General features: G+C 70.2%; 12 protein-coding genes. 8 read left to right on the top strand and 4 right to left on the bottom strand.

Annotated elements, in window-relative coordinates; translation table 11 throughout:
* Positions 1 to 269: 269 nt before the first annotated feature.
* A complete protein-coding gene (locus Q0C41_RS02815) occupies positions 270 to 791 on the top strand; it encodes a hypothetical protein (RefSeq protein ID WP_291980931.1) in 522 nt (173 codons plus the stop codon).
* 41 nt (positions 792 to 832) lie between these two features.
* Positions 833 to 3,145, top strand: coding sequence for a patatin-like phospholipase family protein (locus Q0C41_RS02810; protein WP_291980930.1), 2,313 nt, complete (start codon positions 833 to 835; stop codon positions 3,143 to 3,145).
* Positions 3,146 to 3,191: 46 nt separating this feature from the next.
* Here the strand turns inward: Q0C41_RS02810 and Q0C41_RS02805 are convergent, their stop codons facing one another.
* Together Q0C41_RS02805 and Q0C41_RS02800 are read right to left on the bottom strand one after the other, a co-directional pair.
* The gene (locus tag Q0C41_RS02805) at positions 3,192 to 4,166 is read right to left on the bottom strand and encodes a thioredoxin family protein (RefSeq protein ID WP_291980929.1); all 975 of its coding nucleotides are present in this window, start codon (positions 4,164 to 4,166) and stop codon (positions 3,192 to 3,194) included.
* 49 nt (positions 4,167 to 4,215) lie between these two features.
* Entirely contained in the window at positions 4,216 to 6,246 is a 2,031-nt protein-coding gene (locus tag Q0C41_RS02800) for a S9 family peptidase (RefSeq protein ID WP_291980928.1), read from the bottom strand.
* 248 nt (positions 6,247 to 6,494) lie between these two features.
* Here Q0C41_RS02800 and Q0C41_RS02795 point away from each other — a divergent pair, with 248 nt between their 5' ends.
* Positions 6,495 to 8,708, top strand: a complete 2,214-nt coding sequence (locus tag Q0C41_RS02795; protein ID WP_291980927.1) for a CHASE domain-containing protein — start codon at positions 6,495 to 6,497, stop codon at positions 8,706 to 8,708.
* Between the two features lie 39 nt (positions 8,709 to 8,747).
* Here the strand turns inward: Q0C41_RS02795 and Q0C41_RS02790 are convergent, their stop codons facing one another.
* Positions 8,748 to 9,464, bottom strand: a complete 717-nt coding sequence (locus tag Q0C41_RS02790) for a hypothetical protein (RefSeq protein WP_291980926.1) — start codon at positions 9,462 to 9,464, stop codon at positions 8,748 to 8,750.
* A gap of 137 nt (positions 9,465 to 9,601) precedes the next feature.
* Here Q0C41_RS02790 and Q0C41_RS02785 point away from each other — a divergent pair, with 137 nt between their 5' ends.
* From Q0C41_RS02785 to Q0C41_RS02770, 4 genes are all read left to right on the top strand, one after another.
* Positions 9,602 to 11,380: a c-type cytochrome gene (locus tag Q0C41_RS02785; protein WP_291980925.1), complete on the top strand. Its 1,779-nt coding sequence runs from the start codon at positions 9,602 to 9,604 to the stop codon at positions 11,378 to 11,380.
* 11 nt (positions 11,381 to 11,391) lie between these two features.
* On the top strand, positions 11,392 to 12,543 hold the full coding sequence (locus tag Q0C41_RS02780; protein WP_291980924.1) for a hypothetical protein: 1,152 nt from the start codon (positions 11,392 to 11,394) through the stop codon (positions 12,541 to 12,543).
* A gap of 10 nt (positions 12,544 to 12,553) precedes the next feature.
* Positions 12,554 to 14,227, top strand: a complete 1,674-nt coding sequence (locus Q0C41_RS02775; protein ID WP_291980923.1) for a hypothetical protein — start codon at positions 12,554 to 12,556, stop codon at positions 14,225 to 14,227.
* 136 nt (positions 14,228 to 14,363) lie between these two features.
* On the top strand, positions 14,364 to 14,732 hold the full coding sequence (locus tag Q0C41_RS02770; protein ID WP_291980922.1) for a DoxX family protein: 369 nt from the start codon (positions 14,364 to 14,366) through the stop codon (positions 14,730 to 14,732).
* Here the strand turns inward: Q0C41_RS02770 and Q0C41_RS02765 are convergent.
* The gene (locus tag Q0C41_RS02765; RefSeq protein WP_291980921.1) at positions 14,729 to 15,106 is read right to left on the bottom strand and encodes a DoxX family protein; all 378 of its coding nucleotides are present in this window, start codon (positions 15,104 to 15,106) and stop codon (positions 14,729 to 14,731) included. The two genes, Q0C41_RS02770 and Q0C41_RS02765, sit on opposite strands and share 4 nt — an antisense overlap.
* A gap of 49 nt (positions 15,107 to 15,155) precedes the next feature.
* Between Q0C41_RS02765 and Q0C41_RS02760 the strand changes: the two genes are divergently transcribed.
* On the top strand, positions 15,156 to 15,311 hold the full coding sequence (locus Q0C41_RS02760; RefSeq protein ID WP_291980920.1) for a hypothetical protein: 156 nt from the start codon (positions 15,156 to 15,158) through the stop codon (positions 15,309 to 15,311).
* The last annotated feature ends 3 nt before the right edge of the window (positions 15,312 to 15,314 follow it).

The following is a 15,314-nucleotide window of genomic DNA, read 5'->3' as shown; positions in this document are numbered from 1 at the left end:
AAGTGCACACGCACGGGGCCCTTCCATCCGGGATGCGCCGTGCTGGTGCACGTCACGTGGGCTGAGGCGAAGGGTCATGGCAGGGTCGCCCCCGAGACCCATGGCTCCGCGGAAGGCCTAGCACTAGGGTTGAATTGGCGCAACCGCAGACCGTGCGACAGCATCACACGCGTGGCGCATGTGGGCTTCCAGCCACACGGCCCCACTTGCTAGACTGCGCTGGCACCCAGACGTCCAACGTGTCGTCACACCGACGAAAGGTATTTCCCATGCGTCGCTCCGGTCTTCTTGCCGTGGCTCTGCCCGTCGCGTGCCTGTTCGTGGTCGGCCCTCTTGCCGGATGCGCGGCCGAGCCGAGTCGCCGGCCGCTCCAGACCTCGCCGATCGCCACCGGCGCCGGCACCACCGAGTCGGTCCGCAAGCAGCTCGAGGGCACCTGGAGCCTCGTGAGCTTCACCGTCTTCGACGCGGCGGGCGCGTCGCGCCTCGTCGAGGCCTCGGGCAGCCTGCGCTACGACGCGTTCGGCAATCTCGATCTCACGGGCAAGGTGGCCGACCCGGCCTCGCCTCACGCGAGCGCGCTGCTGTTCAAGGGGCGTGCGGTGGTCGATGCCACCGGACAGCGCATCGTGCTGACCGACATCGAGGGCAACGTCGACGCCGCGGCGCTGCCGCCGCAGATGGCGCCCGACAAGGTCCGCCACTACGCCTTCGAGAACGACCGGCTCTTGCTCGAAACGCGTGACGGCGCCCGCGTGCTGGCCCGGACGGTCTGGACGAAGGTGCGGTAGACGACGATGCGACGCACGCCATGGCGGCGTTCCCCCAACACATGATCACGTTGCGCCCTGTCCATCGCCTGCTGACGCCGGTCGCGGTCGCTGCCGGCTTTCTCGCGCTCGGCGCGCCCGACCTTCGCGGTCAGGCGCTCCGGCTGCCCGACTCGCCTCCCACCGTTGCGCGTTCCACCACGACCGACGCTGCCCCGGCCACCCAGTCGGGGCGGCGCAAGGTGGGGCTGGCGCTCGGCGGCGGCAGCGCGCGGGGGTTTGCTCACATCGGCGTCCTCCGGTGGTTCGAAGAGCATCGCATCCCGGTCGACTACATCAGCGGCACGAGCATGGGCGGGCTGGTTGCCGGCGCGTATGCCAGTGGCATGAGCCCGGACGAAATCCAGGCCCTGATGAAGGAGGTCGACTGGGACCTCATGTTCATCGCCGACTCCCCGTACAAGTACAAGACCTTCCGCCGCAAGATGGACAAGCGGGCCTTTCCGTCGCAGCTCGAGTTCGGGCTGAAGGGGGGCCTGACCCTGCCGGGCGGCCTGAATCCCGGACAGCAGATTGCCCTGCTCTTCGATCGCATCGCCGTCTCGTATGGCGACATGGAGAGCTTCGACGACCTGCCGACGCCGTTCCGGTGCGTCGCCACCGACCTGAAGAACGCCGAGGCCGTCGTGCTCGGCAAGGGCTCGCTCGCGCAGGCCATGCGCGCCACGATGGCGATTCCCGGAGTGTTCACGCCGGTGAACTTCGAGAACTGGCTGCTGGTGGACGGCGGGGCGCTCAACAACATCCCGGCCGACGTCACCAAGAAGATGGGCGCCGACACCGTCATCGCCGTCAACGTCGGCGCCGACTCGGCCACCGAAGCGCAGACACGCGCGTCACTGGTCGCGCTGCTCGGTCGCACCATCGACACGATGATGACCACGAGCATCCGGCAGGCCCTCAAGGACGCCGACGTCATCGTCGACCCCGATCTCGTCGGCCTCACCTCGATGGACTGGCGGCGGAGCGGTGATCTCGCCGACCGTGGGTATGCGGCGGCCGAGGCGATGAAGGACACGCTGCTGCCGCTCGCCGTGGATCAGGCGACGTTCGACGCCTTCCAGGCCACCCGCCTGTCGAAGCGTCGCGACGTCTCCACCGCCGTGCCGGAGTTCCTCTCGGTCATCGGTGTCGACGACCGCGAGGAGACCTACATCCGCGAGACGCTCGCGCCCCTGCTCGGGCAGACCCTCGACTACGCACAGATCGCCGACCGGATCCTCACGGTGACCGGCACCGATCGCTACGAGTACCTGACCTATCGCCCCATCCGCACGGACGGCAAGGACGGCCTCGAGGTGCGCGCCCGACCCAAGCCCTATGGCCCGCCCTTCCTGCAGGTCAGTCCCGAGCTGACCAACGTCGACTCGAGCACGTTCTCGGTGAACCTGGGCGGCCGCATGATTGCCTACGACTGGGTCGGCACGGGGTCGGAAGTCCGCGTCGATGCCATCGTCGGGACGCGGCGGGGGCTCGCCGCGGAGATCTGGCGGCCCCTCGGCAACTCGCCGGTGTTCGTCGCGCCACGGGCCTACTATCAGCGCACTCCGCGCAACGGCTATCTGGACGACCGCCTCGTGGCCGAGTACCGCTTCACGCGAACTGGCGGGGGTGTCGATCTCGGCGTCACGGCAGGCCGACACGCCGAGGTCCGTCTCGGTGTCGACGTCGCTGACGTCGGAGGCCGCGTCCGTGTCGGATCGCCGCTGCTGCCCGAGGTCAACGGCACCGAGAAGTACGGCACGCTCGCCTTCGTGTGGGACAACCAGACGAGCCCCGTGGTGCCCACCAGGGGCCACTTCCTGCGGAGCCGGCTGCGCTACTTCTTCGGCGCGCCGGCGGCGACCGGTGGCGCGGCGCAGACCGTCATCACGAGCCCGCAGGAATTCTGGCAGGGCGAAGTCACCGGCTCGTGGTTCCGACGGGTCCATCGCGAGGACCGGCTCTTCGTGAGCTACGGCCTCGGCAGTTCGTTCGGCGAGCAGCCTCTGATCAACGATTTCTCGCTCGGTGGCCCGCTGCGCCTCAGCGCGTTCAACGGCGACGAACTGCGCTCGAGCAACTACGTGCTCGGCGGTCTCGGCTATCTGAAACGCGTCGGCCGGATGGCCGACGTGCTGGGCGGCAACATCTATCTCGGCGGCTGGTTCGAGTCGGGCAGCGCCCACACCGAGTGGGGTGACATGACCTATCGCAGCAGCGTCTCGCTGGCCGGGGTGATGGAGACGTTGCTGGGGCCGGTGTATCTCGGGACGGCGTTCGACTTCGACGGTCGCTACCGCTTCTACATCGGGATCGGGCCGCTGTTCCGGTAAGGCCTCGCACGAGCCTCCTCGTCCCGCACCGGAGCGGTTCCGCGTCTCAGTCCTGCCCCGCGAGGAACCGCTCCATCCCGCCCGCACTCATGAACGAGGCGCGCCGCACCACGCGGCCGGCGCCGTCCACCACGATGACGCTGGGGATGCCGTACACCTCGTAGCGCTGCGCCACGTCGGGGTGTCGATCGATGTCGATCTGCAGCGGCACATAGCCCTCCTGCACGGCCGCGACGATGGCCGCGTTCGGCCACACGTCGTGCGTCATCGTCACGCACGGGGGACACCAGTCCGCCATGAAGTCGACGAGCACCGGGCGGTCGAGGCGTCGCGCCTCAGCCAGGGCGGTCTCGATCTCCGTGTGCCACACGATGGCACTCGCCGGCGGCGCCGCGCCGGTCCACTGGTACCAGCGTCCCTTCAGCATCGGCCACTGCGCGAACAGCACCACGCTGATGGCGAAGATCCAGACGATCGTGTGGCCAGACCATCGTCGTTGCCCCATACCAGCACCGTAGCACGCGCCGGTGGCCCGCCCGGTCCGTGCGAGATCCGCGCCCGCAATGCCCTGAACCGCATCGTGGCGCGGGAACCGCTGATGGCCGATGCGATTCGCGTCGATCCCATTGTCTCGCGCGGCAGCGTCGACCTCCGTGCCGTGGTCGTCGGCTCGGACCGCGACGCCGCCGACCTGCAGCGTCGACTGGCCACGGCGCTGGTGGCCGCGACCGGCGCGGACGCGCACGTGCAGGTGCGGGCCGTGCAGCAGGCGACCCTCGCCGAACGCGCCCGGGAGAACAGTGGCCGCGTCGACATCCCGGTCGAGCGGGTGACGACGGCCGCGTCCGTGCGTGCCATCGACCAGGCGATCGAGGCCGCCCTGCGGACGCACCTGCCGCCGACCGAGCATCTGCTCGATGCCCGGGCCGAGTTCCTGCGGGGCCATGCGCGCGACGCGCAGGTGCGCGAGCGCCTCCTCACCACGTGGCCAGGCCAGGTCGGGAGCCGTGTCTCCCGCCACCCCTGGCACCGTCGTCGCTCGCTGAGCCCTCCGGCTCCCGACTCCCGACCTACTTGCCTCCCTCGGCGAGCCAGCGGGCCAGCCACGCGTGGACCTCGGCGTAGAAGAACCGGCTGTTCTCCGCGCGGAGGATCCAGTGGTTCTCCTCGGGAAACACGATGAGGCGACTGGGCACGTGCATCCGCTGCAGGGCCGCCCACAACTGGAGCGCGTTGTTGGCCGGGACGCGGTAGTCGCGTTCGCCCACCGTGACCAGCATCGGCGTCTTCAGCTGACCTGCGCGAAACAGCGGGGACTGTCTGGCCCACGTGGCCGGGTCCTCCCAGACCGGGGCGCCCATGTTGCGCTCGCGGGCGTACGCGATGTCGCTCGTGCCCCATTGCGCGGCGAGATCGAACAGGCCGGCATGACTGACGAGCGTGCGGTAGCGGGTCGTGGTCACGGCCATCCAGTTGGCGAGATGCCCGCCGTACGACGCGCCGGCCGCCACCTGTCGCGTCGCGTCGATGAACGGGTACCGCGCGATGGCCTCGTCGGCCGCCTGGTTGATCTCGAGTGCCGGGCCCTCGAGCGGGTCACCCTGGATGCGCTGGGCGAAGGCCTCGCCGAAGCCCGTCGATCCCATGTAGTTGGTCAGCAGGACGACGTAGCCAGGGGCCCCGAGCAGGTGGTAGTTCCATCGCAGCACCCACTCGTCGCGCCACGCCCCATGCGGACCGCCGTGCATGAGCACGAGCAGCGGGTACTTCTTCGCGGGGTCGAAACCGGCCGGCCGCACCAGCAGGTTGTGGAGGCGGGCGCCCCGCGTGCTCGTGAACCAGAACGTCTCAGGCGTCGGGAGATCCAGCGCGCGGAGGCGTTCCGTCGTGAAGCGGGTGAGCGGCGTGCGACCGCCGGACGCCAGATCCACCCGCACCACCTCGGGAGGCTGCACGGCACTCTGCCACAGGCATACCGCCAGCGGCGCGGGTGCCGAGCCGCCGACGTCCAGGCCGGTCAGCGTGCCTGCATCGAGGGTGCCGATCTCTTGCGGCGTGCCCCCGGTGGCCGCCATCGTGTACAGGCGCTCGTGGCCCTGGTCCTCGGCGGTGAAGAAGATCCGGCTGCCGTCCGGCGAGAACCGCGGGGCGCCGATCGCACGATCGAGTGTGGTCCCGAGCAACTGGCGGTTGGCCATGTCCGGCCAGGTCCATCGCACCAGCCGCGTCATGGAGTACACGCGAGGGCTCCGGGGCTCGACCTGCGCGTACAGCGCACGGCCATCCGGCGAGAAGACCGGGCTGCCGTAGCTGTCGCCATCGGTCGTCAGTCGGCGTGGGGGACCTCCGTCGGCCGGCACGAACCACAGGGAGTCGACCACGTCGGCCCGAGCGGCCTCGTGGCGGTTGCTGGTGGCGGCAAACACGAGGCCGGACCCATCGGGCGCCCACGTCGCGGCGATCTGTTCGGACCCGCTGCCCGTCTGCCCGGAGAAGCCTGGCCCCGCCACCAGCGCCGATCCCGCCAGCAGGTCACGGGCGGGTGTTCCCGGTGTGAGGGGCTGCACGAGCAGCGTGGCGTGGCGGTCGTCGAGCCACCGGTCGAAGTCGCGGACCGGAAAGGCGTCGTAGACCCGCGCCGAGTACTTCCGTGCCTTGCGCTCGGCGGCGGCGGCCTTGTTCTCCGCCTCGGTGCGGGCCCCCGGGTAGACGTCGCTGGTGAAGGCGATGGCGGTGCCGTCCGGTCGCCAACGAGGGGCGCGGGCGCCGGTTGACACCGACGTGACCCGCTGTGCCTCGCCGCCGAGTGCCACGTGCAGCACGTAGATCTGCGGCGCCTCGTCATCGCCTCGTCGCGCCGAGAAGGCCAGGCGGGTGCTGTCCTGGCTCCACGTCGCGCCGCTTTCCGCGGTCCGGGTCGCGGTCAGGCGCCGGGGCGGGGCACTCCCGTCGGACGGCACGATCCAGAGATCGCTGACCTGCTGGGTGTCGTCGTAGGCCGGCTCGGTCACGCTCATCACGACCCATCTGCCGTCCGGGCTGATGGCTGGCGCGCCGACCCGCGGCATGGTCCACAGGTCTTCGTGGGTGAGGGGGCGCACCGCTGGCGTCTGCGCGTGAACGGACAGGACCGTGGCACACAGTACGAACAGTGCGGGAAGGCAGTGTCGACGCCGAATCATGCCCTACAAGGTACTCCTGCCGGCCACGCAGGGTGCTGTCGGTGGCGCCCGTCGCGGCCGATAGTTCCCCCGTGACCTTCGGTAGGGACGTGGCAGTGCCGGCCGGTCCCCGGGAACATGGGGACTCCTCCCGCCGGCGCGTACGTGGGTGGCGCATCGCCGCCCTGGTGTTCGCCGCGTGCCTGCTCCTCACGGTGGCGTCCTGGCAGATCGTGGCCCGGCAGGTCCATCGCGCCGAGGGCGGCGTGTTCCAGCAGCGCAGCGATCGTGTCCTGACGACGATGCGGGGGCGGCTGGCGTCGGCCAAGCAGGCCGTGTACGGCGCGCGGGCGCTGGTCTACACACAGCCCGATGCCACGCCTGCCGACTGGCGCCGGTACGTCGATGCCGTGGCGCCCTTCCTCAACGACGGGGTGGTCGGCCTCGGTCGGGTCGAGCGGATCCCCCGCGCCGACATCGAGGCGCTCGAGGCGCGCATTCGCCGCGAGGGGTCGACGACGTTCCGCGTCGAACGCGCCGGCCTCAATCCCTTCCTCTACGTCGTCACGCGCATCGAGCCGGTGGCCCGCAATCGCGGCGCGCTCGGTCTCGACGTCGGCTCAGGCATCACGCGGCGATCGGCCGCGGAACGTGCCATGGTCACCGATCAGGCCGCACTGTCGCGCCGCATCCAGGTCATCGAAGGCGAGGGCGATGTGCCCGGGTTCCTGCTGTTCCTGCCCGTCTACGGGCCAGGACGGCCGGCGAGCACGGCCGAGGAGCGGACGGCGGCGCTCACGGGCTGGGTCTACGCCTCCATTCGCGTCGACGAGCTCACGCAGGGCCTCGTCGAAGCCGGCGGACAGGACATCGCGTTCGCCATCCGCGAGGCGGAGCAGGCGGGAGAGGCCCGCACGCTGTTCGACAGCGGCGTCGCCGACGCGCGCGGCACCTTCACGCGTCGCGCGACACTGGACGTCGACGGGCAGCGCTGGCAGTTCGAGTTCCGGGCCCGCCAGGCTCGCGACCTGCTCGACGCCGAGATCCTGCCGCCCCTCGTGCTCGGGGCCGGACTGGTGGCCTCGCTGCTCGCGGGACTGCTCGGCCTGGTCATGACCGATGGGCGTGCGAAGGCCGAGGCGCTGGCCGAGGTCATGACGGCCCGACTCGTCGTGACCAACGAGGAACTGGAGCGATCCGCCGTCCACGCGCGGGCCCTGGCCGCCGAGGCCACCCAGGCCAGCCAGGCCAAGAGCCAGTTCCTCGCGATGATGAGCCACGAGATCCGCACGCCGATGAACGGCGTGGTCGGCATGACCAGCCTGCTGCTCGAGTCACCGCTGACCCCGGAGCAGCGCGATTGCGCCGAGACGATTCGCGTCAGCGGCGATGCGCTGCTGGCCATCATCGACGACATCCTCGACTTCTCGAAGATCGAGTCGGGATATCTCGATCTGGTGGCCGCGCCGTTCGTCCTGCGCGAGGTCGTGCAGGGCGCGCTGGCGATCCTGGCGACGCGTGCCCGCGAGAAGGGCATCGATCTGCGGCTCGTCGTCGCCGACGATGTGCCGACCCTCGTCGAAGGCGACGCCAATCGCCTGCGTCAGGTGCTGATCAACCTGGCCGGCAACGCCGTCAAGTTCACCAATCGTGGCCATGTCGTGGTCGCGGTCGACCGGGTGCCTGGAGCCGACAGCCTGCTGTCGTTCGAGGTGCGGGACACGGGCATCGGCATCCCGGCGGAGGCGCTGCCACGACTGTTCCAGCCGTTCTCGCAGGTGGATGCCTCGACGGCCCGCCGCTTCGGCGGCACGGGGCTGGGGCTCGCGATCAGCCGTCGTCTCGTCGAGTTGATGGAGGGGGAGATCTCCGTCACGAGCACGCCTGGCGAGGGATCGGTCTTCCAGTGCGTCGTGTGCCTGCCTGCCGTGGTCGACGGCAGGGTCGACCGATCATGTGCTGCGGCAACGCGGGGGGCGACCGCCACGCTCGTGCAAGGGCACGCCCTGTTGGCCGAGGACAACGCCGTCAACCGCAAGGTGGCCCTGATGATGCTGCGTCGTCTCGGGTGGGAGGTGGATGCCACCGTCGACGGCCGCGAGGCGATCGACGCACTGGCCCGACGCGATTACGACGTCGTGCTGCTGGACATCCAGATGCCCGAGGTCGACGGCTTCGACGTGGCCCGTCACGTCGTGGCGCGCGAGCCGGACCCGGCGCGCCGACCGTGGATGATCGCGGTGACGGCCAATGCCCTGCTCGGCGACCGGGAAGCGTGCCTGGCCGCCGGCATGGACGACTTCGTGGCCAAGCCGATCAAGGCGGCGACGCTTGCCGAGGCGCTCGCCCGGGCCGTTCGGGAACGACACCGGCGGGTGGCGGCCCCGCCGGTCGACGCCTGACACGCCGGGCGCTGCGGCAGCTCCGCGGCCGCAGGGGTGTCAGCGCATGGACGTGCAGGGGCGCGGCCGCAGGCCGGTGCGCGCGAACAGCACGCGCGTGTACGGTTCACTCGTGTCCTCCACGAACGTCAGCGTCCCGTTGCTGAACGACCGCCGGCTGGCGGGGGCATCCTTCACGGTGATCTCGTCCATCACGACGAGCTGGCCATCGGGCATGGTGATGTACGCCTTGCCGGACTCGAACGCCACGCCATAGACGTCGGCGCCACAGCGGTAGCCGCTCTGCAGCGGGCCTCGCGCCACCGGGGCGACCGGAGCTGCTGGGGCTGCGGCCGCCTGAGTCTGCGTCGCCGGGGCCGGTGGTGGCGGAGGCGGCGCGGGTGGAGCGATGGCCGGCGCGAACGTGATCTCGGTGGCGCCGCGCGGTTTGTTGACCCGGATGCGGAAGCGGGCGGCCTTGAGCTCGAGCACGTCCACCTTGGACGAGAGGCCGGCTTCGGTCATCACGAGGCCATCCGCGGCCTCGGCCCACGAGCCGACGGCCGGCTTGCCACCCTCCTGCGACACGACCAGCACGCCGTTGGCGAGGAATACGTAGAACGCGCCCGGCTGCAGCCCGGCGCCGGACTCGACGACCCAGACCCGGTTGGTGAAGGCATCGACCTGCAGCGCGGAGGCCGGAATGGGTTGCGCCGCCACGCCGAGCCCCGCGCTGCCCAGCATCGCGACGGCCAGCACCACCGATCCCAGGGCCATGACTGGCCTGTTCCCTGTCTCCATGGTCATTCGACTCCCGACTCCCGACTCCCGACTGAACGACCCGGTGCCCGTGGCTCGGTGCCCGGTGCCCGACTTCTCGACAGTTCAGCACAGTTTGTGTACAAGTCAGCCCAGTGTCTCTCTTCCGCCCCTCCGTTCCCGCTGCTCTCGCGTCTCTGCTGGTCGGGTGCAGTTCGGCCGTCCAGTCGCCGGCGCCGGCACCTGCCGCGTCCCGGAGCACGCTCGTCGTGCCGGCCGGCTTCGAGTCCACCGTCTTCCACGACGGCGTCGGTCGTGCCCGTCACCTTGCCGTGACCGACGACGGGATCGTGTACGTCAAGCTGCGCGGCCCGCAAGCGCGTGAGTCCGCGGCGACCTTCAAGGGGCTCGTCGCCCTGCGCGACAACGGCAGCGACGGGCGCGCCGACGAGATGCAGGCCTTCGGCGACTACGAGGACGTCGGCGACTACGGCACGGCACTGCGCCTGTACGAGGGCCACATCTACTTCAGCACGGCCGGTGAGGTGTACCGGCAGAAGCTGACACCCGGTCAGCTCGTGCCGACCAGCCCGGTCGAGCTCGTGCTGAAACACCACTACAAGCAGGACGGCACGTCCTACGAGCACATCGCCAAGCCGATCACCTTCGACGACCGTGGGCACCTCTACGTGCCGTTCGGTGCTCCGGGCGACGTCTGCCAGGACAACAACCGCCAGCCCGGCGCGCCGGGCGCCGACCCCTGCGGCCAGTTGCAGTGGCACGGCGGCGTCTGGCAGTTCGACGCGCGCAAGGTGGGCCAGACCGAGAAGGATGGGCGCCGCTACGCCACCGGGATCCGCAGCCTGGTGGCGATGACCTGGAACCGGCATGCGGGCGAGCTCTACGCGCTCCAGCATGGCCGCGACGACCTGTACCGGTCCTGGCCGCAGTACTACACGCGCTGGCACAGCGCGGTGCTGCCCTCCGAGGAGTTCTTCCGCGTCACCGAGGGCTTCGATGGCGGCTGGCCGTACTACTACTTCGACTGGATGCAGGGCAAGAAGCTGCTCAATCCCGAGTACGGCGGCGACGGCACGAAGGAAGGCCGCGGCGCGACCCTGACCCCGCCGCTGATCGGCTTCCCGGGCCACTTCGCCCCCAACGACCTGCTCTTCTACGACGGCGATCAGTTCCCGGAGCGGTATCGCCATGGCGCCTTCATCGCCTTCCACGGCTCGACGATCCGCATGCCCTACTCGCAGGCCGGCTACGTCGTCGCCTTCGTGCCGATGCGCGATGGCCGGCCGTCCGGCGACTGGGAAGTGTTCGCTGACGGATTTGCCGGCATCGACCCGATTCCGAACACCAGCGATGCCGCGGCGAGGCCGATGGGGCTCGCCCAGGGGCCGGACGGATCGCTCTACGTCAGCGACAGCGTCAAGGGTCGCATCTGGAAGATCCGCTATCGGGGCAACCGCGGCGACTTCGGTGAGCGGCAGCTGGCGCCGATGGCGGCCCGCCGCACCACACAGGCGCACCTGCGCCACCCCGATGCCGTGATGGACGTCATCGGGGGGCCGGCACTGGCCGAGGGGGGCACGCTCTACCAGACCTACTGTGTCGCCTGCCACCAGGCCGACGGCAAGGGTGATGGCGCCCGCTTCCCGTCGTTGCACTCGACGCGCTGGGTCTCGGGCAACAAGCCACGGCTCATCTCGGTGGTCCTGCACGGGCTGCAGGGCGAAATCGATGTCGAAGGTCGCACCTGGAACGGCGTCATGCCGGCGCATGGGTTCCTGACCGACGAGCAGGTCGCCAAGCTGCTCACCTACCTCCGCCAGAGTTTCGGCAATCTCGGCCAGGGCGTCAGTGCCGAGGAGGTGGCGCAGCAGCGTGCCAAGGGCCCCTGGACCCCGCCGACCCGTCAGGACTAGGACGCACCGCCATGCCCACGCCACCGATGTCCCGCCGCATGCCACCTCGCTCCTCTGTCCGTCTGGCCGTCGGCCTGCTGCTGGTGGCGATGTCCGCCGGGGCGTCGGCGGTGCTGGCTCAGCCCTCGTGGAGCGAGACGTCGTCACTGTTCCGGACGCCGGAGGCCTTCGTCGGGCAGTTCGGCACCTACCGATCGCCGCTGGTCTTCAGGGACGGCACGCGCGTGCAGACGGCGACCGACTGGCCGCGCCGCCGCGCCGAGATCCTCGCCGAGTGGCACGGGCTGATGGGGCCATGGCCGCCGCTGCTGGACACGGTCCCGATCGAAGTCGTGTCCGAGACCCGTCGCGAGACCTTCACGCAGCGCCGCGTGCGCCTCGAGGTCGCCCCCGGACAGCGCATCGAGGGCTGGTTGCTCGTGCCAGACACCAGGCGGGCGCGTTCGCCCGCCGTGCTCGTGCCGTTCTACGAGCCCGAGACGAGCGTCGGGCTCTCGGACCGCCCGCAGCGCGATTTCGCGCGCCAGTTGACCCGGGCCGGCTTCGTCACGCTGTCGATTGGCACGCCCGTCGGCGATGCCCGCACACCGGACCGCGGCATCGTCACGTCGCAGCCCCTGTCGTACTACGCGTACGTCGCTGCCAATGCCTGGACGGCGCTGGCTGGCTTGCCGTACGTCGATCCGCTGCGCATCGGCGTCGTCGGGCACAGTTACGGCGGGAAGTGGTCGATGTTCGCCGGCGCCCTCTGGGATCGATTCGCGGCGGTGGCCACCAGCGATCCGGGCATCGTCTTCGACGAGACGCGCCCGAACGTCAACTACTGGGAGCCCTGGTATCTCGGCTTCGATGCGCAGGTCCGACGGCCGGGTCCCGGCCTGCCGACGGCCGAGAACCCGCGCACGGGGCCGTACAAGGTGATGCGCGAGCGCGGCATGGACCTGCACGAACTGCACGCCCTGATCGCGCCGCGGCCGTTCTTCGTCAGCGGCGGCGCCGAGGATCCGCTGGAGCGGTGGGTGGCGCTCAACCACACCGTGGCCGTGAACGACATGCTCGGGTTCCGGAACCGGGTCGGCATGTCGTCGCGGCCGACCCACGACCCGACGCCGGAGTCCAACGCGCAGATCGTCGCCTTCTTCGTCCGCTTCCTGCAGCGCTAAGCTAGAGCGCATGGTGCCTTCGCTGGTCGAGGTGCTGCGCCCGGTGGGGCAGCTCGTCCGTGCATGCAGTGTGTGTCTCGTGCTGGCGCCTGGCGCGCTGCACGCCCAGGAACAGACGTCGCATGCCGCGCACACGGCTGCCGCGCCGGCACGCCCCGCCGCTGCACCGGGTGAGTTGCCCGACATCGTGAAGAAGCCCATCGCGCTGATGCCCAAGGCGCTCGGGCCCTACACCCGCGCGATCTCGACGAAGGTGCCAGAGGCGCAGGCGTTCTTCACGCAGGGCATGCAGATGATGTTCGCCTTCGCCAAGGCCGATGCGATCCGGTCGTTCCGTGCGGCCTGGACCGCCGACCCCGACTGCGCGATCTGCCACTGGGGCGAAGCCTGGGCGTGGGGCTCGTACCTCAACGAGAAGATGGACGCCGAGGACGCGCCGTTCGCGTATGCCGCCTCGCGCACGGCCCTCGACCTGAAGTCGAAGGCCAGCCCCGTCGAGCGGGACTACATCGACGCCCTCGCGGTGCGCTACGTGAAGGACTTCGACCCGGAGCAGCGCCGCGTGCAGGACGAGGCGTATGCCGACTCCATGCGCCGGCTCTCCGAGAAGTATCCCGACGACCTCGACGCGCGCACCCTGTACGCCGATGCGCTGTTCCTGCTCGAGCCGCGGCGCGGCTATCGCGATGCCACCGCCCCGAGCGTGCAGCGCCTGCACGGCGTGCTCGAGGGCATCCTGGCGCGCGACGCGAAGCATCCCGGCGCCTGTCACCTCTACGTCCACGCCACCGAATCCACGGTGCGCCCCGACAAGGCGGAGTTCTGCGCCGAGTATCTCGGCACGTCGATCCCCGGGGCGAGCCACATCAACCACATGCCGTCGCACACGTGGAACGAGGTGGGGCGCTGGGGCGACTCGGTGCGCGCCAACCTCGAGGCCGTGCACTCCGACCTCAAGGCCGACATCGGCGAGGGCTTCGCCATCTATCCCTCGCACAACCTGCACATGCTGCTCTACGCCGCGTCGATGGACGGGCAGGGGGCGATTGCGACCACCGCCGGTCGCGACTACGTCAAGCGCGCGCGGGGCGACACGATGTACCAGGTGCTCACCCTGATTCGCTTCGGCCGCTTCGACGAGGTGCTCGAGGTGAAGGCGCGCCCCGAACGCCCGGTGCCGGCCGGCCTGTGGGACTTCGCGCAGGGCTACGCCTTCCTCCGGACGGGGCAGGCCGACATGGCGAGGCTCTACCTCGGCCGGGTGCGCAAGGGCGCCGAGACGCCCAAGGCGGAGTTCCGCGACCATCCGGCGAGCCGCCTGCTCGGCCTGGTCGCCGACCTGCTCGAGGGCGAGATTCTGCGCGACGAGCAGCAGCTCGATGCCGCCATCGCGAAGTTCGAATCCGCCGTGGCCCTCGACGATGCCCTCGACTACGACGAGCCGGAGCCGCTGCCGTTTCCGGCGCGCCACTGGCTGGGGGCCGCGCTGATCGACGCCAAGCGGTTCGCCGATGCCGAGCGGGTGTATCGGCGCGACCTCGAGCAGCATCCGCGCAATGGCTGGTCGCTGCTCGGCCTGCAGCAGGCGATCGAGGGCCAGGGCCGCGCCGATGCCGAGGTCGCCGCCGCGCTCGAGAAGGCGTGGGCCCGCGCCGACACCTGGATCCGCAGCTCGCGCTTCTGACCCGCGCCGGTCGTGTGCCCCGCGCCCGGCACGGCTCGAACCGCCACTCACGTCGGACGCGTCTTACGCTGCACAGCCCGAACGCCTCCGTTCGCGTGCACGCGCCGCCTGCCGCTGGTGGGGGCCGGAGAGTGCCATGACCATGTCGATCGCCAATCTGCTTCAGCTCGTCGTCGGCTTCGGCCTCCTCAACGTGTGGCTCGTGAGGCGGCAGTCCGCCACGGCGTATCGCGGTGGCGCGGCCACCACGCTGCAGCAGGAGTTCGCGGCCTACGGACTGCCCTCGGCAGCGTTCTACATCGTCGGGGCCCTCAAGATTACGGCCGCCCTCGTGCTCATCGCCGGGTTGTGGATGACGTTACCGGTGCGTGCGGCGGCCATGGTGGTGCTCGCGCTGATGGTGGGCGCGATTGCCATGCACGTGAAGGTGGGCGACCCGCTGATGAAGTCGGTGCCGGCCGTCCTGATGCTGGCGATGTGCACCGGCATCGTCCTGCTGCGCTAGGGCACCGGCCGCACCAGGAGGTACCACGCCACGAAGGCGTTGAGTGCCATCAGGACCAGTGCGGGCAGCGTCTGCGCCAGCGAGTCCAGCACACGCACGCGCGTCGCCACGCCGACCGCCATCATGACCGCGAGGCCGAGGGCACTGAGGCCAGCCAGTGGTGTCCACCACCACACGCCGACGACCAGCCCGAGCGCGCCCAGCACCTCGAGCGAGCCGACGAGGATCCGAAGATGGCTCAGGCCGAAGCGCGCGAAATCACGCTTCATGCCGTCGGCGGCCAGGCAGGCCAGCCCATAGAAGAGGAACGTGGCCGCCGAGACGACGAGGGCGGCCTGGTAGGCGCGGGTCACTGACGAGCACGCATGAACCATCGTACCGCGTGACTGTCACCTTCGGCGTCGGCCCTGCATCTCTCCCGGCATGTGCCAACGTGTGAAGTGTGACAAGTGCGGCAAACCGGGCTGGGTGGGCTGTGGCAAGCACGTCGAGCAGGTCCTCGGTGACGTCCCCGAAGCCGACCGCTGCCAGTGTCCTCGTGACCAACGCACGCTGCTGCAGCGCATCTTCGGCCGCTGACAC

Origin of the sequence: Luteitalea sp. (assembly GCF_022842525.1) — a bacterium.
Lineage (GTDB): Bacteria > Acidobacteriota > Vicinamibacteria > Vicinamibacterales > Vicinamibacteraceae > Luteitalea.
Note: the sequence above shows the minus strand (reverse complement) of the source record. Positions and strands in the feature narration are given on the sequence as shown.

Coding starts and splice junctions, on each gene's coding strand:
- Q0C41_RS02815 (WP_291980931.1), top strand. CDS start 270: ATGCGTCGCTCCGGTCTTCTTGCCGTGGCTCTGCCCGTCGCGTGCCTG.
- Q0C41_RS02810 (WP_291980930.1), top strand. CDS start 833: ATGATCACGTTGCGCCCTGTCCATCGCCTGCTGACGCCGGTCGCGGTC.
- Q0C41_RS02790 (WP_291980926.1), bottom strand. CDS start 9,464: ATGGCCCTGGGATCGGTGGTGCTGGCCGTCGCGATGCTGGGCAGCGCG.
- Q0C41_RS02780 (WP_291980924.1), top strand. CDS start 11,392: ATGCCCACGCCACCGATGTCCCGCCGCATGCCACCTCGCTCCTCTGTC.
- Q0C41_RS02775 (WP_291980923.1), top strand. CDS start 12,554: ATGGTGCCTTCGCTGGTCGAGGTGCTGCGCCCGGTGGGGCAGCTCGTC.
- Q0C41_RS02770 (WP_291980922.1), top strand. CDS start 14,364: ATGACCATGTCGATCGCCAATCTGCTTCAGCTCGTCGTCGGCTTCGGC.
- Q0C41_RS02765 (WP_291980921.1), bottom strand. CDS start 15,106: ATGGTTCATGCGTGCTCGTCAGTGACCCGCGCCTACCAGGCCGCCCTC.
- Q0C41_RS02760 (WP_291980920.1), top strand. CDS start 15,156: ATGTGCCAACGTGTGAAGTGTGACAAGTGCGGCAAACCGGGCTGGGTG.